The sequence below is a fragment of the Halopolyspora algeriensis genome, from assembly GCF_003337235.1.
Lineage (GTDB): Bacteria > Actinomycetota > Actinomycetes > Mycobacteriales > Pseudonocardiaceae > Haloactinomyces > Haloactinomyces algeriensis.
In genome coordinates, this window is the sequence record NZ_QPJC01000008.1 from 1 (window position 1) to 18465 (window position 18465).

General features: G+C 68.4%; 20 protein-coding genes, 1 pseudogene and 1 riboswitch. Of the genes and pseudogenes, 12 read left to right on the forward strand and 9 right to left on the reverse strand.

Annotation, left to right across the window (positions count from 1 at the left end; all coding sequences use genetic code 11):
* Positions 1-122: 122 nt before the first annotated feature.
* Positions 123-986 (forward strand): AraC family transcriptional regulator, encoded by an 864-nt coding sequence (locus DFQ14_RS13100; protein ID WP_114453565.1) that lies wholly within the window; start codon positions 123-125, stop codon positions 984-986.
* Between the two features lie 192 nt (positions 987-1178).
* On the opposite strand, the gene DFQ14_RS13105 is transcribed toward DFQ14_RS13100, so the two are convergent.
* From DFQ14_RS13105 to DFQ14_RS13125, 5 genes are all read right to left on the reverse strand, one after another.
* Positions 1179-1826 carry an SHOCT domain-containing protein gene (locus DFQ14_RS13105; RefSeq protein ID WP_114453715.1) on the reverse strand — a complete coding sequence of 216 codons (648 nt, stop codon included), beginning with the start codon at positions 1824-1826 and terminating at the stop codon, positions 1179-1181.
* 38 nt (positions 1827-1864) lie between these two features.
* The gene (locus DFQ14_RS13110) at positions 1865-2494 is read right to left on the reverse strand and encodes a pyridoxamine 5'-phosphate oxidase family protein (RefSeq protein WP_114453566.1); all 630 of its coding nucleotides are present in this window, start codon (positions 2492-2494) and stop codon (positions 1865-1867) included.
* 280 nt (positions 2495-2774) lie between these two features.
* Entirely contained in the window at positions 2775-3107 is a 333-nt protein-coding gene (locus DFQ14_RS13115; RefSeq protein WP_114453567.1) for a hypothetical protein, read from the reverse strand.
* Entirely contained in the window at positions 3091-3330 is a 240-nt protein-coding gene (locus DFQ14_RS13120) for a DUF397 domain-containing protein (protein WP_114453568.1), read from the reverse strand. Before DFQ14_RS13120 ends, DFQ14_RS13115 begins: the two co-directional genes overlap by 17 nt.
* 157 nt (positions 3331-3487) lie before the next feature.
* On the reverse strand, positions 3488-4387 hold the full coding sequence (locus DFQ14_RS13125) for a helix-turn-helix domain-containing protein (RefSeq protein WP_114453569.1): 900 nt from the start codon (positions 4385-4387) through the stop codon (positions 3488-3490).
* 194 nt (positions 4388-4581) lie between these two features.
* Between DFQ14_RS13125 and DFQ14_RS13130 the strand changes: the two genes are divergently transcribed.
* The 8 genes and pseudogenes from DFQ14_RS13130 to DFQ14_RS13165 all read left to right on the forward strand — a co-directional run bounded on the left by DFQ14_RS13130 (position 4582) and on the right by DFQ14_RS13165 (position 12103).
* Positions 4582-5421, forward strand: coding sequence for an SAM-dependent methyltransferase (locus DFQ14_RS13130; RefSeq protein ID WP_114453570.1), 840 nt, complete (start codon positions 4582-4584; stop codon positions 5419-5421).
* A 151-nt stretch (positions 5422-5572) separates the two neighbouring features.
* Positions 5573-5842, forward strand: a complete 270-nt coding sequence (locus DFQ14_RS13135) for a hypothetical protein (RefSeq protein WP_114453571.1) — start codon at positions 5573-5575, stop codon at positions 5840-5842.
* 48 nt (positions 5843-5890) lie between these two features.
* Entirely contained in the window at positions 5891-7717 is a 1827-nt protein-coding gene (gene glmS, locus DFQ14_RS13140) for a glutamine--fructose-6-phosphate transaminase (isomerizing) (protein WP_114453572.1), read from the forward strand.
* Between the two features lie 22 nt (positions 7718-7739).
* Positions 7740-7849: riboswitch (TPP riboswitch) on the forward strand.
* A 35-nt stretch (positions 7850-7884) separates the two neighbouring features.
* Positions 7885-8943, forward strand: coding sequence for a thiamine ABC transporter substrate-binding protein (locus DFQ14_RS13145; protein ID WP_246195528.1), 1059 nt, complete (start codon positions 7885-7887; stop codon positions 8941-8943).
* 2 nt (positions 8944-8945) lie between these two features.
* Complete coding sequence (locus DFQ14_RS13150) at positions 8946-10643, forward strand: ABC transporter permease (RefSeq protein ID WP_114453574.1); 1698 nt, start codon at positions 8946-8948, stop codon at positions 10641-10643.
* Positions 10643-11344: pseudogene (locus DFQ14_RS13155) on the forward strand (ABC transporter ATP-binding protein); the annotation flags it as partial. The gene DFQ14_RS13150 and the pseudogene DFQ14_RS13155, both read left to right, overlap by 1 nt.
* Positions 11345-11564: 220 nt before the next feature.
* A complete protein-coding gene (locus tag DFQ14_RS13160; protein WP_114453576.1) occupies positions 11565-11873 on the forward strand; it encodes a hypothetical protein in 309 nt (102 codons plus the stop codon).
* On the forward strand, positions 11870-12103 hold the full coding sequence (locus tag DFQ14_RS13165; protein WP_114453577.1) for a YlcI/YnfO family protein: 234 nt from the start codon (positions 11870-11872) through the stop codon (positions 12101-12103). The genes DFQ14_RS13160 and DFQ14_RS13165 overlap by 4 nt, the downstream gene beginning before the upstream one ends.
* An 87-nt stretch (positions 12104-12190) precedes the next feature.
* Here the strand turns inward: DFQ14_RS13165 and DFQ14_RS13170 are convergent, their stop codons facing one another.
* From DFQ14_RS13170 to DFQ14_RS13185, 4 genes are all read right to left on the reverse strand, one after another.
* Positions 12191-12751, reverse strand: coding sequence for a DinB family protein (locus DFQ14_RS13170; RefSeq protein ID WP_114453578.1), 561 nt, complete (start codon positions 12749-12751; stop codon positions 12191-12193).
* 74 nt (positions 12752-12825) lie between these two features.
* On the reverse strand, positions 12826-13692 hold the full coding sequence (locus DFQ14_RS13175; protein ID WP_114453579.1) for an ABC transporter permease: 867 nt from the start codon (positions 13690-13692) through the stop codon (positions 12826-12828).
* The gene (locus tag DFQ14_RS13180) at positions 13689-14669 is read right to left on the reverse strand and encodes an ABC transporter ATP-binding protein (RefSeq protein WP_114453580.1); all 981 of its coding nucleotides are present in this window, start codon (positions 14667-14669) and stop codon (positions 13689-13691) included. Before DFQ14_RS13180 ends, DFQ14_RS13175 begins: the two co-directional genes overlap by 4 nt.
* Positions 14669-15763 carry a LolA family protein gene (locus DFQ14_RS13185; RefSeq protein WP_114453581.1) on the reverse strand — a complete coding sequence of 365 codons (1095 nt, stop codon included), beginning with the start codon at positions 15761-15763 and terminating at the stop codon, positions 14669-14671. The genes DFQ14_RS13180 and DFQ14_RS13185 overlap by 1 nt, the downstream gene beginning before the upstream one ends.
* A gap of 201 nt (positions 15764-15964) precedes the next feature.
* Between DFQ14_RS13185 and DFQ14_RS22560 the strand changes: the two genes are divergently transcribed.
* From DFQ14_RS22560 to DFQ14_RS13200, 3 genes are all read left to right on the forward strand, one after another.
* Positions 15965-16813, forward strand: a complete 849-nt coding sequence (locus DFQ14_RS22560) for an NUDIX domain-containing protein (protein WP_338072612.1) — start codon at positions 15965-15967, stop codon at positions 16811-16813.
* 132 nt (positions 16814-16945) lie between these two features.
* Complete coding sequence (locus tag DFQ14_RS13195; RefSeq protein ID WP_114453582.1) at positions 16946-17269, forward strand: YciI family protein; 324 nt, start codon at positions 16946-16948, stop codon at positions 17267-17269.
* A 79-nt stretch (positions 17270-17348) separates the two neighbouring features.
* Positions 17349-18242, forward strand: coding sequence for a pentapeptide repeat-containing protein (locus tag DFQ14_RS13200; RefSeq protein ID WP_114453583.1), 894 nt, complete (start codon positions 17349-17351; stop codon positions 18240-18242).
* Positions 18243-18465: the final 223 nt, after the last annotated feature.

The following is an 18465-nucleotide window of genomic DNA, read 5'->3' on the forward strand; positions in this document are numbered from 1 at the left end:
GGTGTTCAGGTCTTTCGTCACACATCGATCATGAACACCCTCCACCTATCCCCGTGCCCGGCCCCTTCACGCGACCTTCACGGAATCAACCATCTAGCGTCGAGCGTGGGAAGGAGGCCACCATGTTCGACCGCCTCAACGAGGCCATGGAGCACATCGAACGCCACGTGACCGGCGAGATCGATGTGCGCGTGCTCGCCAGGATCGCGCAGACCTCGGAGTACCACTTCCGGCGGTTGTTCTCCGCCCTGGCGGGCATGCCCCTGTCGGAATACATCCGCAGGCGCCGGTTGACGCTGGCGGGAGGGCGCGTGCTCTCCGGTGAGCAGTCCCTGCTCGATATCGCCGTCACCTACGGGTACGGCTCGGGTGAGGCGTTCGCGCGGGCATTCCGATCCATGCACGGTGTCGGCCCGGCCGACGCGAGACGTTCCGGCATGGTCCTCCGCTCCCAACCACGGATGACATTTCACCTCACCATCGAAGGGAGCACACCGATGGACTACCGAATCGTCGACAAAGACGCCTTCCGCCTCCTCGGTCACAGCACCGTTGTTCCGATCGTCCACCTGGGCCCGAACAGCGCCATCGACGACTTCGTATCGGGGATCGGCGCCGACGAGCTGGCCCGCCTGGAAGCTCTCTCGGACCAGGAACCGCGCGGCATCGTCGCCGCCGTGGAGTCCCTCGACGCCTGCCGGGAAGAAGGTGCCCGGGTGCACTACCTGCACGGAGTCGTCTCCTCGGCGCCGACACCGCAGGGAGCGAGCGAATGGGACATGCCCGCGAGCACGTGGGCCGTGTTCGCCGGAGAGGGCAAGGCACCGGAAGCCATCCAGTACCTGTGGCGGGACGTCTTCACCCAGTGGTTTCCGTCCAATCCCTACCGCAGCGTGCCGGGGCCGGAGATCCTGCGAACCGAGCTTTCCGCGAACAGGGCCGAGATGTCCTACGAGCTCTGGATTCCCGTCGAGCACGTCGAGTAGGGCGGCCACATCGCAGGACAGAGCTGTGGCTCGCCATGGCACACGGAGTGTCATGGCGAGCCCTTCCCCGCTCCCCGGCACGGTATCGGCGAAGAGCGGTACAGCTGAGCCCTTCCGAAGGTCGGACCGTGTCGATGCGGGCTTCACCACTGCATCTGCCGGACACGGCGAAACCGGCTTGCCGGTGGGGCCCTACAGTCGGCGGAGCAGCTTCGCCTTCTGCGTCGCGAACTCCTCCTCGGTGAGCACACCGGTATCTCGGAGCTTGCCGAGACGTTCCAATCCGTCCAGCGGGTCCAACTCCGTTGACGAGTTCGAGCCGTGCTGTGCCGGTGAGGCAGGCCGTGCCGGAGCTTCGGGACCGGGCCGGTTCGGCTTCGGGGAATGCTTCCGCGCGCGGTTCAACTTCTTCCTGGCCGCGTCGACGAAGCGCCTCGCGTCGGTTTCGTTCACGTTCTCGATTTCGGTTCCCGCTTTCTTGCCGCGGGAGACGATTTCGATTTCGGACCGCTCACGGCCCTTGTCCTTCAGATGAACGCCCTCGACCTGGTCGAAGGGGAAATCCTCCGACCTGGAATCGACCCACCCCTCGTAGACGTACAGGATCCGCCGGTCGGTCAGCGCGAGCACTCCGAAACCGCCTCCGTACAAGCCGATCGCGAGTTCCCCGACAGCCTCGTCGGCGTACAGGTACTTGGGCAGCCGGCGGATGTCCCGCTTGCCGCCGAACACGTTTTTCAGACGCGCGGCGGCCTGGGCCAATCCCGGATGTGCCGGATACTTCTCCTCGCCCACCGGCCCTCCCGGAGCTCTCGCCGTCGACGCCGTCAGCGTAGCCATTCGCTCCGAAGATGTGTGCGGCCTCGTGGAGACGTTACTCAGCCGTAAAGGCGCTTGGTGTACTCGGGGCCGTAGTAGCGTTCCAGTTCTTCCAGGCTGTCGTCGGGACGGTCGAGGGCCTTGGCGATCCGTGCGCGCGAGGGGAGTGCTTCGGGATTCCACGTTTCCGGCTTCCACAGCGCCGATCGCAGGAATGCCTTGGCGCAGTGGTGGAAGATCTGCTCGATGTCCACGACGAGGGCGACGGGAGGCCGGTGGCCCTGGACGGTCATCTCGTCGAAGAACGGCGCATCGCGCACCAGGCGGGCGCGGCCGTTGATGCGCAGCGTGTCACCACGACCGGGCACCATGTGGAGCAAACCGACATGGGGATTCGCCAGCACGTTGCGGAATCCGTCGGCCCGCCGGTTGCCGGGGCGGTCCGGAAGCGCGATCGTGGTGTCGTCGAGCACGAGAGTGAAGCCGGCTGGATCTCCCTTCGGGGAGACGTCGCACCGGCCTGCCGCATCCGCCGTGGCGACCAGGCAGAACGGCGACTCCGCCAGCCACTGCCTGTCGAGCTCGTGCAAGGCCGTCCGTTCCTTGGCGACGGTCGACGGGCGGGGTGAGCCCACCAGTTCCCGCAGCTCCTCCTCGGAGGTCACCTCGAACAGCTCCGCGGCGTTCATCAGCGTGCCCTTCTCCAGCGGGGGCCGGCACGTTGATCGGTCACCGGCCGGGCTGGTCACTCGTGATCAGCGATCCGCACCGTATCAGCATCAGCGATGCCGGTGTGCCGAATCATCCGCACGGCTCGGCAGGATCTGCAGCAGCACCAGTGGGCCGAGAAGCAGCGCGGCGGTGAGGAACCACGGCATCAGCACGATCGAATCGTTCATACTCACACCATCGGACGCCACGGGGATTCCGTTGAGGGTCGATGCGTCCCCGTTTCGAGGGACAGCGTGGTTACGTCCCGCTCGGCGTGATCAGAGAGCCGGGGGTGCGGTCGTCGGGCAGATCGAGCAGGTCGTCGATCACCTCGCACACGGAGCCGGTGGACTGCCACGACACTCTGGTCGGGGCCAGGATGTTCTCCTCGTCGCCGGGCATCCTGGTGGCCACGACATCGTTTTCGTCCTGCAGCCGGATCACGTCGATGACGTTGTCGTGGGCGCGGACGCCGATGACGGCCAGGATCTCGCCCTGCTCGTCACGGGGATGCATGAACTGGAAACCGCGCGCGGCGAGCCGGCGCAGCCGCTCGTCCGTGGCGGAGGTGGTGTCAGTGGAGGACGTCATCGAACTCACCGTCCTTGGCGCCGGCCAGGAAAGCGGACATCTCGGCGCGGGTGTAGATCAGCGCGGGACCGTCGGGATGGCGCGAGTTGCGCATCGCGATCTCGTCGTCGCCGAGGGAGGCGATCTCCACGCAGTTGCCGATTGCGCCGCTGCGAGTGCTCTTCCGCCACACGGCCCCGGCGAGTTGTGACGCCGGTGCGCTGCTACGAACCTCGTTCGCCATGGGTCCCCTTCCGACCATCTGCCTGAGTGCATCTGCATGTGCATTTGATCGTGCGCATGAATGTAACACAAGTAACAGCAAATGCACGTGCAGATGCACGGAATGAACCCATCAGTGGGACAGCGTCGACCGGTGGTCGCCCGGGGACGGTGCTCGTCTAGAGCTCGGCCCGCATCTTGCTGAGCACCTGTCGGGTGTTGTCGGGAGTCTCCGCGTCCACCGCCAGCCGGTCCAGCACCCTGCCGTACAGCTCGACCTCCTCCAGCTTCTCCAGATAGAGGGCACCGGAGAGGTGTTCGATGTAGACCAGGTCCGGCAGTTCGGGTTCGGCGAACCGCAACATGCTGAACGCGCCCTCGGCCGCGTAGCCGCTGAGCCGGTACGGCACGACCTGAAGCGTGACATGGGGGAGCTTGGTGATCTCCAGCAGATGATCGATCTGAGCCCGCATGACCCGATTTCCCCCGATCGGGCGGTGCAGCACCGATTCGTCGATCACCGCCCACAGGCGGGGCGCATCCGGACGGGAAAGCAGCTTCTGCCGCTGCATGCGCAGGGTCACGCGGCGCTCGACGTCCTCATCGGCGAACTCCGGGCGGCCGTGGCTGGCGACCGCCCGCGCGTAGTCCTGCGTTTGCATCAGACCGGGAACGAACTGCAGCTCGTAGGTCTGAATCCGCGAGACCGACTCCTCCAGGCCGACGTAGTCCTGGAACCACTCGGGCATCAGGTCGGTGTAGCGGTGCCACCAGCCGGGTTCGTTGGAGCGCTGGACCATGTCGAGGAACCTCTCGCGCTCACCGGCGTCGGTCACCCCGTACATGGTGAGCAGGTCGCTGACGTCGCGCTCCTTGAAGCTCACCCGACCGAGTTCGAGGCGGCTGATCTTCGACCCCGACGCCCGGATGGAGTACCCGGCGTCGGCGCGGGAGATCTCCGCGGCCTCGCGCAACCGGCGCAACTGGGCGCCGAGCACGATGCGCCGGGCGGTCGGGCCACCGCTGTGCGCGGCGGCGCGGCCGTCGCAGACCGAGTCGGAGGGACCGTCCGTGGCCATTGCCGTTCCTCTCGTGCGTGGTGCTCTCGCGGGGCCCGCACCGTGCTGATCCGGCACCGGGCCGGGGCCGTTCTCGTGGCCTACCGCGGTAGTCCACGATGGAAATTCACGATCGCATTTACCGTTCGCACCCGGATCTCTACGCTGAGTGCGTCGTGATCGATACCCGTACCTTAACGCCTTGAGAGGCCCCGATGCCCGCCAGCAACTCTCCGACCGAAGACGCAGTCCCTTTCCACATCGACACCACCAAGCCGAGTATCGCCCGGGCCTACGATGCGGCTCTCAATGGCAAGGACAACTACGAGGTCGATCGCGAGGTCCTGCGCCAACTCAACGAGGTTTCCCCTGAAGTCAAGCAGATAGCATGGGACAACCGGGACTTCCTGATCCGGGCGGTCCGCTTCCTCGCCGGTCAGGCGGGGATCACGCAGTTCCTCGACTGCGGGTCGGGACTGCCGACGGCCGAGAACACGCACCAGGTGGCACAGCGGATCCAGCCGGATGCGCGCGTGGTCTACGTCGACAACGATCCCGTGGTGCTCGCGCACGGCCGGGCGCTGCTGGAGGAGAACGACCAGACCCACTTCATGGCGGCCGACATCTTCGAACCCCGCCAGATCCTCGACGACGAGATCGTGCGCAAGCATCTCGACTTCGCGGAACCGATCGCCCTGCTTCAGGTCGCTACGATGCACCACTGCACCGATGGTGAACGCAACCCGAGCGACATCATGCGCGAGTACGTCGATGCCCTGCCGTCTGGGTCCTATGTGGCTTTCACACACTTCTTCGACCCCGAGGTCCCCGAGCACAGCGAGTTGGCTCGTGGTGTGGAGAACATTCTCATGAACAGTCCGATGGGAATCGGCTTGTTCCGCACCCGCGCCGAGATCGAGGCGATGCTGCCCGGCCTCGACCTCGTCGATCCCGGCCTGGTGCTGTGTGCCGACTGGTGGCCGGACGGCCCGCGGATCAAGCCGCTCGATCAGGTCTCGCACTGCATCGTCGGTGCGGTGGGCCGCAAGCCCTGACCTCACCGCAAGCCCTGACCTCGCTCGGGGTCCTACGAAGCGAAGGCCCGCACTCTCGACACCCTCGGTGAAGACCACTACCGGCCGGCTCCTGCCCGATATCGGGCAGGAATATTGCCTTCGAACGAGGCCGCTGCCAGTCTTCGAAGCCATGAACCAGTGGGTCCCGGCCGAGTTGGTCCGCCACGTGGCCGAGTCCACCGGACTGCCACCGTCCACTGCGGCCCGCGTCGCCGCCGACGTCATCGCGTACTTCCACGAGACCACCGAGCAGTACGTGCGGCGCAGGCACACCGAGCTGCAGCGGCGCGGTCACAAGAACGCCGAGGTGTGGACGGTGATCATCGCGGAGCTCGCGCAACGCCCGGTTGCTCCGCCGGAGCTGTCCGAGCGTCGCCTCCGGCGCATCGTCTACGGCTGAGCTGAGCGGCAAGGGCTGAGCGGCAAGGGCTGAGCGGAAAGGTATGCCATGTGCGGAATCGTCGGCTATGTCGGCAGCCGGGAAAGCACCCCGATCCTCATCGAGGGTTTGCACCGATTGGAGTATCGAGGCTACGACTCGGCCGGATTGGCAGTAGCCCGGCGAGGCCGCCTGCGGGTGACCAAAACCGCCGGATGTGTGCAGGACCTGCGGGACCGACTCGGTAAGGGCACCACGGGGACGATCGGTCTCGCGCACACGAGGTGGGCCACACACGGTGAGCCGAGCGATCTCAATGCTCACCCTCATGTGGACGCAGGCGGACACATCGCCGTCGTGCACAACGGGGTCCTCGAGAACGCGGAACCACTGCGGAACAGGCTGCTCGCCGAGGGTGTGCGGTTCGCTTCGGACACCGACACCGAAATCCTGGCGCATCTGATCGCTGCGGCGGTGGAGGCCGGGAGCGAATCACTGGAGGATGCGGTCCGCGCCGTTCTGCACCGGGTCGAGGGCACCTACGGGTTGCTCGTGCTCGATGCCCGCAACCCGCGGGAACTGGTGGTGGCCCGCAACGGGAGTCCGATCGTGCTCGGCATCGGCGACGGCGAGATGTTCGCCGCCTCCGATGTGGCCGCCCTGGTACGGCACACCAAGCATGTGATCCACCTGGATGACGGTGAGCTCGCCACCATCAGCGCCGACGCCTACCGGACCAGCACCATGCAGGCCGACCGCACGGACAAGACCCCGGCGGCCGTCGACCTGGTCGACGAGGACTACCAGCTGAACGGCTTCTCCGACTTCATGCGCAAGGAGATCCACGACCAGCCACGGGCCGGCCGGCGTGTACTGCGCGGGCGACTCGACGAGCGGTTCGCCACGGCACGCCTCGACGGTCTCGGCCTGGATGCTCGACAGCTGCGTGCTGTCCGGCGAGTCAAGTTCCTCGGCTGCGGGTCGGCCTACTACGCGGGGCAGCTCGGCGCCAACCTCGTCGAGGAACTGGCCCGGTTGCCCGCCGACGCCGAGCCGGCCTCGGAGTTCCGCTACCGCAATCCCGTCATCGACGAGGACACGCTCTACGTCGCCGTCAGTCAGTCCGGCGAAACTCTGGACACGCTCGCGGCCGTCCAGGAGCTCAAGCGCAAGGGTGGTCAGGTGGTCGGCCTGGTCAACGCGGTCGGCAGTGCCATCGCCAGGGAGTGTGGCAGCGGGGTCTTCCTCCATGCGGGACCGGAGGTGTCCGTGGCCTCGACCAAGGCCGTCATGAACATGTCTCTGTCCTTCGCGCTGCTGGCGTTGCTGCTCGGCCGGGTACGCGACCTGTCGATGGCGCACGGCCGGCGGCTCGTGACCGCTCTCGCGGCGATCCCCGACCGAATCACGGATGTCCTCGCGGACGAAAAACAGGTGATCGCCGCCGCCGAGCGCTATGCGAACACCGAGCACATGTTCTTCGTGGGACGGGTCCGTGGCTGGCCGGTCGCTCGTGAAGGGGCGCAGAAACTCAAGGAGATCTCCTACGTCCACGCCGAAGCCTACGAGGCGGCCGAGCTCAAGCACGGGCCGCTGGCGCTGATCGATCACACCATGCCCTCGGTGGTGATCGTCCCCGACGACGAGTTGCTCGCCAAGAACATCGGCACGATCGAGCAGATCAGGGCCAGGGGAGGCCCGGTCATCGCGATCACGAACGCGGACCTGCCGGACGGTCTCGCCGAGACGGTGATCCGGCTGCCGCGCGGCGAGCCGGAACTCGACCCGATCCTGTTCACGATCCCGCTCCAGCTGTTCGCGTACCACCTGGCCACCACTCTGGGCCGGAATGTCGACAAGCCTCGCAATCTGGCCAAGAGCGTGACCGTCGAATGAACGGTCGGTGGTGCATTACACTCGTCCTCGCCACGGGAGTCCAGTGCGCTGGGCTGAGAGGAGGGCGCAGCAGCCCTCGACCGTCCACCTGAACCGGATCATGCCGGCGCAGGGAGGCGATGCGATCAGCTCGGTGGCGCACGCGTGGCGTGACCTCGGGAGGATCGTTGAACCGTTTCCTGCGCCGCTCGGCACGGATCGCGAGTGCGGCCGCCGTAACCGTGCTCACCGCCGGCTGCTCCTTCATCGGAGCACAGGGCGACGAGCAGAACAAGCGCACGGTCACCCTGGTGACCCACGCCTCGTTCGCGGTCGCCGACAAGACGCTGGCGAACTTCGAGCGCCGTTCCGCGATCGACGTGACGATCCGGCGCCACGGCGACGCGGGCGAGCTGACCAACAAACTGGTTCTGACCAAGGCCAACCCGATCGGCGACGTCGCCTACGGCGTCGACTCGACGTTCGCCTCGCGGGCGCTGGGCGAGGGCGTTTTCGTGCCCTACCGCCCCGAGGGGGCCGACAGGATCCCGCAGCGCTACTCGATCGAGGGAAGCAACCGGCTGACCGCCATCGACGTCGGCGACGTGTGCGTCAACATCGACACCCGGTGGTTCGCCGAGCACGGGATACCCGCGCCGACGAACCTGCGGGACCTGACCGACCCGCGCTACCGCGGACTGTTCGCCGTTCCGAGCCCGGCGACCTCCTCTCCGGGGTTGGCGTTCCTGCTCAACACCATCGTCACGTTCGGCGAGCCCGGCTGGAAGGAGTACTGGCGCGGCTTGCTCGCCAACGACGTCCGGATCTCGTCCGGCTGGCAGCAGGCGTACAACCAGGACTTCTCCGGCTCTTCCGGGCAGGGTCCGCGCCCGATCGTGCTGTCCTATGCCTCCTCGCCCGCCGCCGAAGTGGGACCGGACGGATCCTCGCGTACCCGGGCGCTGCTGAACACCTGTTACCGGCAGGTCGAGTACGCCGGAGTGCTCAAGGGAGCGGATCATCCCGATGCGGCGCGCCGGGTGATGGATTTCCTGGTTTCGCAGCGGTTCCAGGCGCAGGTCTCCGAGCAGATGTACGTCTATCCCGCGGTGCGGACAGTGGCGCTGCCGGAGAGCTGGCAGCAGGTGGCTCCCCGGCCGCAGCGACCGGCCGGGATGGCCCCCGATCGGGTCGAGCAGAACCGGCAGCGCTGGGTGCAGCAGTGGCGCGCCCTGGCTCACGGGTGAGAATGGCGATCTTCGGCAGAGCCGTTCCCTCGTCGGCAGACACTCCCCGTCCCGGGGAGCCGAGAAACCGGTGGGCGGGAAAACGGCGAACCGCACGGTGGGGCCGCAGCGCCGCGACGGTCGCCGCCGCGACCATCGTGCTGGGCTTTCTGGGACTGTTCTTCGCCTGGCCGGTTGCCGCGATCATCGGCCTCGGCCTCGGCGGCGGTGTGTCGGAGACCCTCACCAATGTCCGAACCTGGGACCTCGTCGCCTTCACCCTGGGTCAGGCCGCCGCCTCCACCGCTCTGGCGCTGGTGGCCGGTATGCCGCTGGCCTACGTGCTGGCACGGGTGGCTGTGCCCGGCAAGGCGCTGCTGCGTGCCGTGATCACGGTCCCGTTCGTGCTGCCCACACTCGTGGTGGGCATGGCGTTCCGGACGCTGCTGGGTACCGGCGACGGCGGCAGCACGTCCGCTCTGTTCGGAATCGTGCTGGCCAACGCGTTCTTCAACGTCTCGGTGGTGGCCCGGACGGTGGGCGGATTGTGGACACACCTCGATCGCCGCACCGAGGACGCCGCCCGATCGTTGGGAGCCTGCGGCCTGCGAGTGTTCACCGCGGTGACCCTGCCCGCGCTGCGGCCCGCCCTGGGATCGGCCGTGGCGGTGGTGTTCCTGTTCTGCTCCACCAGCTTCGGTGTCGTACTCGTCCTCGGTGGTGGCACGTACCGGACGCTGGAGACCGAGATCTACCTGCGCACCGTGCGACTGCTCGATCTGTCCGGCGCGGCGGCGCTGTCGTTGCTGCAGCTCGCGGCGGTGGTGGCTGCGCTGGTGATCGCCGCGGTGGCGCGGCGGCGCCGGGAGACGGCGCTGCAGCTGCGCAGCGCCGACGACACCGCGCGGCGACCTCGGGGAGCGGAATGGTTCGTGGTGAGTGCCGCCGGAATGGTCGTGCTGGGACTGCTGGTCCCGATCGCGGGGCTGCTCATCCGCTCGGTGTCCACCCGTGACGGGTGGAGCCTGGCGGGCTATCGGGCCCTGTCGGGAACCGGGAGCGGGGCGGTGCTGGAGGTGTCCGGCTGGGAGGCGGCCTGGAACTCCCTGCGCACGGCGGCCGATGCGACGTGGATGTCGTTGCTGCTGGGTTTGCTGGCCATCGCCGTGCTGGTCGGTATCCGGCGGCGTGCTGCCGCGGAGGTGGTGGACGCGGCCCTCATGCTGCCTCTGGGGGTCTCGGCGGTGACGGTCGGGTTCGGATACCTGGTCACCCTGCAGTTCCTGCCCGGTGACGTGCGGACCTCGCCGTTGCTGGTGCCGTTCGCCCAGGCCCTGGTCGTGACCCCGCTGGTCGTGCGCATGGTGCTGCCGGTGGTGCGCGCGATCGACGACCGGCTCCGCCAGGCCGCGGCGACGCTCGGCGCGAGCCCGTGGCGGGTCCGGTGGGAGATCGATGTCCCGCTGGCCGCCCGTTCCGTGCTGGCTGCCGCCGGATTCGGATTCGTGGTCGCGCTCGGTGAGTTCGGCGCCACCAGCTTCCTGGCCAGGCCCGAGGCACCGACCCTGCCGGTGGCGATCGCCCGGCTGCTGGCGCGCCCCGGGGAGTTGAACCTTCAGATGGCCTACGCGGCCTGTGCCCTGTTGATGCTGGTCACCGCGCTTGCCGTGCTCGCCGTCGAACGCCTGCGGGTGCGGACCGAGACGGTAGGGGAGTTCTAGTGGGGCTACAAGTGCGCGGTCTGTCCGTCCGGTTCGGGCAGACCACGGCCGTGTCCGGTGTGGATTTCTCGGTTGCCGACGGCGAGGTGCTCGGCTTGCTGGGGCCGTCCGGCTGCGGCAAGTCGACGCTGCTGCGTGCGATCGCGGGGCTGGAGCGACCGCAGGCGGGCACGATCACCTGGAACGGTGCCGACCTCGATCGTGTTCCGGTGCACCGGCGCGGGTTCGGCATGGTCTTCCAGGACGGCCAGCTGTTTCCCCACCGGGATGTGGCGGGCAATGTCGAATTCGCCCTGCGCATGCAGGGGATGGGACGGGCTCGTCGCACCGGGCGGGTCGCCGAGCTGCTGGACCTCGTGGGACTCGCCGGGCAGCAGCGGCGGCGGGTGACGCACCTGTCCGGCGGTGAAGCACAGCGCGTCGCGCTGGCCCGGGCGTTGGCGGCCGATCCCCGCCTGCTGTTGCTGGACGAGCCGCTTACGGCACTGGACCGGATGCTGCGCGAGCAGCTCGTGGTGGAGCTGGCCGAGTGGCTGGCCGGGCAGAGCACCACCGCGATCGTGGTGACCCACGACCACGAGGAGGCGTTCACCCTGGCCGATCGGGTGGCGGTGATGGCACGTGGGCAGGTGCTGCAGGTCGACACCCCCGAACGGCTCCGGCAGTGCCCCGCCGACGACGAGGTCGCGGCTTTTCTCGGACACAAGGCGGGGTCGAGGAGATCCGGCTGAGCCCACTCCGGACGGCCCCGCTCACCGCCGGGGCCGGGAGCGGCATCGTGCGGGGATGGGTGTACCGGCACACCATGTGCGCCTGGCCGTCACGGCCGCAGACCCCGGAAGTCGGGCGCGTGGAGGTCGGGCGTAAAGCCTTTCCCAGGCATCAGCTGACTTCTGTATCCGTTCGTAATACACTTTAAGAGTGGCAGGTGAGCGATTCAACCCGGATCTTCTGGACGACGAGGACCCTTTTGAAATCGACTCGCAGGCCGTGCACCTGTTCAAGCATCCACATCTTGGACTCGAAGATGTTGACGACGTGTGGTTCAGCGACCCGCTGTTTTACCCGGCCAAGCCCCCGGCGCATTGGTTGATGTGTGGCGAGGTCTCAGGTCGGGTGCTGGTGGTTCCGCTGGCGCCTGCCCGTACCGGCGATCCTCGTCGGTGCCGTCCTATCGGTTGCTACGAGGCCACTTCGGGTCTCGCATCCCAGTACCGGAGGGATCGATGAACACACCCATGACACCAGAGCAGGAATACGACTACTACGCCCAACCCGAGAATCAGACACCACAAGGCCCGGCGCGCCGTCGGCGCCCGTCACGGCTCACCGCGCTGGTCCCCGTCCGATTCCCTCCTGAACTATTGGAGGAAGTCCGCCGAGCTGCCGATGCCGATGACCGTTCGTTGTCGGCTTGGATCCGCCGTGCGGTCGAACACGAGCTGCGCGACTCGGCCTGATACCAACGGTTGACACAGGCACTGTTGAGGAATACTGCCATGCGCGCGGCAAGGCGCGGTTTCGACGTCAAGGAGCCGTGCCGTCGGTCAGGAGGGATGCGTCTCGCCCAGCGATGCCTCCGCGGCTTGCATCAGGGAAGGAGCGTTCGCTCCGTCCAGCGACTCGCGGATGATGTCGGCGTGTCCGGCATGCCGTGCGGTTTCCTCGATCAGGTGGAACAGCACCCACCGTGCCGACCACTGGTCGGAGCCGGGCACGGGTGGCGCGTCCGGGGGGAGCGGCAGTGGTGCCCCGAGATCGGCGACCTCGTGCACGATCGACTCGGTCTCCGCGTCCACCGACGCGTACTCCTCGAGCAGGTTCGCCGTGCTCTCCCCCTCGCCGAGCCGGAAATCGGCGCCCGGATCCCGCATCGGCCACAGCTCGGGCAGCTCGCGCCGGCCGATCATGACGACCACCCACCGCCGCTCCGTGCGCATGGCGTGTTTGATCAGCGTCGCCAGGCTCAGGGAACTCGCGGCCGGGGTGCTGGTCGCCTGCTCCTCGGTGAGGCCGTGCACGGCGACGCGCAGCGCGTGGCGTTGCTTGTCCAGGTACGCGAGCAAGGCATCGCGCTCGTCGGTGACGGGCCGGACCAGTAGAGGCATGGCGGGGCTCCTCCCTCGGACTTTCCTTCCGTGTGCCGACGGCACGAGGGGAGTGTGACACCGCCCACCGACACTCAGATGTCCCTGGTGGTCATGCGGGCGATGGTGGCCGAGATACCGATCAGGACGTAGCACCCCGCCCGCCACAGGCCGGTGAGCAGGTTTTCCGCGAGTATCGGATCGCGGAGCACGTCCACGACCGACGACCACCCGGTGGTGATGAGCACCGGCTGCAACCACTCCAGAGCCGGGATCGCGCCCAGCACCCCGAACACGATCAGCGACCCCAGAATCACGGCGAGCACGACCAGCGGATGCTCGGTCGTGGACGAGATCGCCAGGGCGACCGCGCCGACGGCGAGCATCTGGATCGCACTCCAGCCCGCCGCGAGCGCCACCCGCCCGAGAGCCTCCCCGAGCGGGAGAGTGGTGCCGGACAGGGTCACCAACCCGTCGCCACCGAAGGCCACCAACCCGGTGATGGTGCCGCTGACGACGATCACGGCGACGGCGAGCACCGTCATTGCCAGCACACCGAACGCCTTGACCCACACCAGCCGGACTCGCCCGACCGGTGCGAGCAGCAGTCCGCGCAGCGTGCCGTGTGACGACTCCCCGGCCAACGCATCGGCGGCGACCATCGCGGCGATCAGCGGCAGCAGCAGGTTCTGGGCCAGCACCAGCGTGGCGACCGGAAGCATCAGCCCGTTGCCCGCCACCGAAGACAGCACGGGCGGCCCGTGGCCGGGAGGTGGGCTGCCCCCGAGCACGATGGCGGTGCCGATCAGCACCGGCAAGGCGGCCACCAGCAGCAGGGCCAGCAGGTTGCGGGGGCGCCGCAGCACCCAGCGCAGCTCGGCCGACAGGACCCGCACGAGCGGTGCCGCACTCCGGTGGGGCGGCGAGGATGCCCGCTCGGCTTCTGCCGGCGTCGTGGTCACGACTCCTCCTCGGTCAGTCGGGCGAAGATGTCCTCGAGCCCGGCCCGGCCGCGGCGTGCCTCGTGCACCCCGACGCCGGCCCGCACCAGCGTGGCGATCACGTCCGGTGCCTCCACGTCGGTGAGCTCCACGCGCAGGTTCTCACCCTCCTGCCGGGTGGTGATGCCGTTGTCGCGAAGCGCCGCCATCCCGGCCGAGTTGTCCGAGACGGACACGGAGAGGCTCGTCCCACCGGATTCCAGCAGTGAGGTGAGCTCTCCCTGGGTGAGCAGGGAACCGCGCTGCAACACCGCCACGTGCGTGCAGGTCGCCTCGACCTCCGCCAGCAGGTGGGAGGAGAGCAGGACGGTCGTCCCGGCGGCGTGGAGATCGGCGATGATGCGGCGGATCTCCCGCGTGCCCGCCGGGTCCAGCCCGTTGGTCGGTTCGTCCAGCACGACCAGGTCGCGCGGGGTCAACAGCGCCGCTGCCAGACCCAGCCGTTGCTTCATCCCGAGCGAGTAACCCCGGTATCCGCGGCGGGCGGCACCGGTGAGCCCGACCCGCTCCAGCGCCTCCTCGACGGCACCGCGCCTGGCCGCGCCCGCCAGCTCCGGTTCCACGGCCGCGCAGCGCAGCAGGTTCTCCCGGCCGGACAGGAACGGGTGAAAGCCCGGCCCCTCCACCAGGGCACCGACTCGCGGCAAGGCACGGCCCGCGTGTTCCGGCATGGCGTGCCCGAGCAGTTCGGCCGATCCCGAGGTGGGCTGGGTCAGGCCCAGCAACATCCGGATCGTGGTCGTCTTGCCGGAGCCGTTCGGTCCGAGCACGCCGAGCACGGCGCCGCGCGGCACATCGAGGTCGACATCGGCGACCGCCGTGGTGCGGCCGTAGGTCTTGCGGAGTCCGCGAGTGCGGGCGGCGAGCGCACCGTCGTCCTCCGGCGCGGAGGCGGTATCGGCGGTTCCCCGCTCGGAGAGGTCGGCAGTGCCGGCCATCACCGGCCTCGCAGAGCCTCGGTCAGTACCGGCTGGGGGACGGCGCCGGCGGCGAGGCGCCCGTCTGAGGTCAGCAACGCCGAGCCTGCCCCGGTGCTGATGAACCAGCCCTCGCCCCAGGGGCCACTGACCCGCTGTCCTGCCTGCTCGGCGGCCTCACGCAGACCGGGGAGCCGCTCTTCGGAATCCTGCCCGGACTCCCGTCCCTGCAGGGTCTGCTGCGGAACCCGGGTCACCAGGACGCTGTCCCAGCCCTCACCGACCGTGCGGACCTGCGGGTGCGTGCCCGATTCGGTGTCCCGGCGATCGTGCTTGTCGGCCTGCTGCACCTGCGCCCCGGCCGGCGGGGAGAACCGGAACAGTTCCGCGTCCTGCGGCGCTGTCTCCAGTTTCGAGAAGCCCACCCTCAGCGCAGGGTCCTCGGAGTTCTCGGTGCTCACGACCACCCGCAGCGGCAGGCGTTTCTCGGCTCCCACCGCGATGCGCACCTCACGCAGCACGGTGCGCTCGGTGGGTTTGGGGGTCAGTACCAGTTCGTAGGCGTCCCTCCCGGCTACGCCGGCCGTTCCGTCCACGGAGATCCTGCTGCTCTGCCGCAGCGTGTCGATCATGCGTTGCGCGGTGGCCACCGGATCCTCGGGTTCCTCGTGCGGGGAGGAAGCGGAACCTTCCTGCCCGGCGGATTCCTGCCGGGCCTCCGCCCGGTACTTGGTCACGGTGCGTTCGGAGGCGTTCCACTTCCACACGGTGGTGCCGTCGTCGACCACCGTTGTCCCCCCGCCCTCGGAAGGCAGGGAGATGCGGTGGCGGCCCTGGCCGTCGGCCCAGAGCCGTACCGTGCTCGAGCCGTTCGACAGGAGCTCTCCCGAGCTTTCCGTGCTCGGGATCGCGGGAATCCCGAGGTTGTTGTTCACCCGGACCGTTCCGGCCATGGCCGGGGGCTGCGCCGTCATGACCGAGGCCACCAGCTTCTCCGGTGCGATCGCGGGCAGGTCCGGGTCCTCCGCGCCTGCGGGCAGGGTCAGTGCCGTGAGCCCCAGAACACCTGCCGTGGCTCCGGCGATCGCCGTGGCAGCGACGCTGTTGCGCCTCATGTGATCCTCCGCTGTTGTGCGTCTCGGGCCGGATCGTCTCCGAGTGTGCTCCCGACGCTACCGGAACGACGGGCCGGTGTTTCGGCCTTCGGGGAACAAGGTGAAGGCCACCACGGCCGCATCCGGTCACCAGGCCCGGCCTGTCACGGGAAGCGGACGAGGTTCCCCGCCCGTATCCCGTCGGTGGCAGGATGGATACCCGTGTCGGTGTTGCGCGATACGGAATGGATCGATGCTCCGGTGGCCACGGTCGCGGCCGCGCTCCGGCACGCCCGCACCGCGGAGCGGGGGCTCGGCGCTTCGAGGATGGTGCGCGGGCACGCTGCTGCCGGTGTCGGTGAACTGTTCGTGCCCGGAGACGAGATCACGTTCCGGCTACCGCCCACGAGGCTCTCCGTGGGACTGCGGACGCGGCTGGAGCGTGCGGACGCGCAGGCACTGAGTTCGGTCCTGGTGCGGGGGCCGCTGCGGCAACTCCGGCACGAATCGACACTCACCGAGGTGGACCGCGGTACGCTGCTCACCGAGTCGCTGCAGTGGACCGCTCCGCTCGGAGCGCTCGGTCGCCTCATCGGCACCGCACTCCTCCGGCGGTGGATACTGCGCCTGCTTGCCCGGCGCATCGACACGGTGCGTGCTCTCGCGCAGGAATGGGCCACGAGACCGGTCGTCGTCGGCACCGCGATCGTGCGGCGAGGCCGATTGCTCGCGCAGCAACGGCACTATCCGGCGAAGCATGCGGGCCGGTGGGAGTTGCCGGGAGGCCGCGTCGAGCCCGGGGAGTCCGAACGCGATGCCGTGGTCCGGGAATGCAAGGAGGAACTGGGGATGGATGTCGTGCCGACCGGCCGGATCGGCACGGACGTCCCGCTCGACGGCGGGATGCTCCTGCGCCTGTACACCGCCGAGCCGACCCCGTCGTCCCCGGAACCGAGGGCCGTGGAACATCGCGCGGTGCGGTGGGTCGACACCTCCGAGATGACCGGGCTGGACTGGCTGGAAACCGACCGCCTGCTGGTGCATTCGCTGCGGTCGCTGCTGCGCGAGTGACCCGCGGTCCGAACCGGCCCGGCCGGAATCCGAGAGGCTCCGCAAATGGCAGAGGGAACGGGAAGCGTCGCTTCGCGGATCGACGTTGTGTGGTTCTCGTCACAACTGGGGGTGTGGCGCTAGGCTGAAAGAATGTACGTGGTACTGCAGCACTACACGGCACCCTTGGCCGATGTCGATGCGTTGCTGGCGGACCACTCCGAGTGGATCTCCCACCATTACGACTCCGGTGACTTCATCGCCGCCGGGCGCCGCCATCCCCGCACCGGCGGAGTCATCATCGCGCGTGCCATGTCGCGCGGCAGGCTCGACGCGATCCTGGCCACCGACCCGCTCGCGGTGCACCGAGTGGCCAGGTCGGACGTGATCGAGTTCCAGGCACTGAAGACGATCCCGGAACTGGCGTACTACGCCGATCACCTGGAACCCTCCGGGAGCGGTTCCTCGGCGGAGTAGCTTTCGCGCCCCGATAAGGTGTGGTTTTCGGCCTTGCACGACGCTGGGCCGTGGACCACATGTCGACGGGGAGCCGCCGATGTCCGACCGAACCGACGATCCGGCGCACCTTGTCGGCGAGCGTCCCGACTTGCGGGCCGACTGCGGTCGCTGCGCCGGGCTGTGTTGCGTTGCACCGGCCTTTACGGCCTCGGCCGATTTCGCCATGGACAAGCCTGCAGGACAACCGTGTCGGAATCTGCTCGCGGACTTCCGCTGCAGTATCCACGACAGTCTCCGTGAACGCGGTTTTGCGGGGTGCGCCGTGTTCGACTGCTTCGGTGCCGGTCAACAGGTCACCCAGGTGACCTTCGGTGGACGGGACTGGCGAGAGAGCCCGGAGATCGCGACATCGATGTTCACGGTGTTCGCGGTGATGCGGCAGCTCCGGGAGCTGCTCTGGCATCTGACCGAGGCGAGGACGCTTCTGCCTGCCTGCCCGCTGTCCGACGAGCTCGACCGCGCCCGAGAACGGACCGAACGTCTTACCGGCGCCGACCCCGACGAACTCGCTGCCTTCGACGCCACAGCGTATCGGCAGGAGATCGGCCCGCTGTTGACCCGGGTCAGCGAGGTGGTGCGCGCCGAGGTTCGTGATTCCGCGCCCGATCGCAAGGGTGCCGACTTGATCGAGGCGAACCTGCAGGGAGCGGACCTGCGCGGCACCGGCTTACGCGGTGCCTACCTTCTCGGTGCCGACCTCCGGGGTGCGAACCTGTGCAAGGCCGATCTTCTCGGGGCCGATCTGCGGGTCGCCGACCTGCGCGGGGCGTTTCTCGCCGAGAGCATCTTCCTCACCCAACCCCAGCTCGACGCGGCCAACGGTGACGCGGCGACGACCATCCCGTCGTCGTTGACCCGCCCCCGGCACTGGTCCGCTTCGGTCACGCCCGCCGGTTCGGCCACCGCCCGACGCCGGCGTCGCCGCCGCTAACGGATCCACAGCGGCGGCCGAGGCGAAGCCGCAGCCGACTTCCTCGGCCGGCACCGTCAACGCGGCGGAGCTCGGACGCTTTCGTGCGTGGCGGTTTCGGTGCCGATGATCCGGTCGCCACCGGAGGCCGTTTCTCCGGTGTTCGGGGGCGTACGCAACGTGACAGGTCGATGTTGTGCTGAACACGTGCCTGCGGGAGTCGCGTGCCTCGTGCACTAGAATG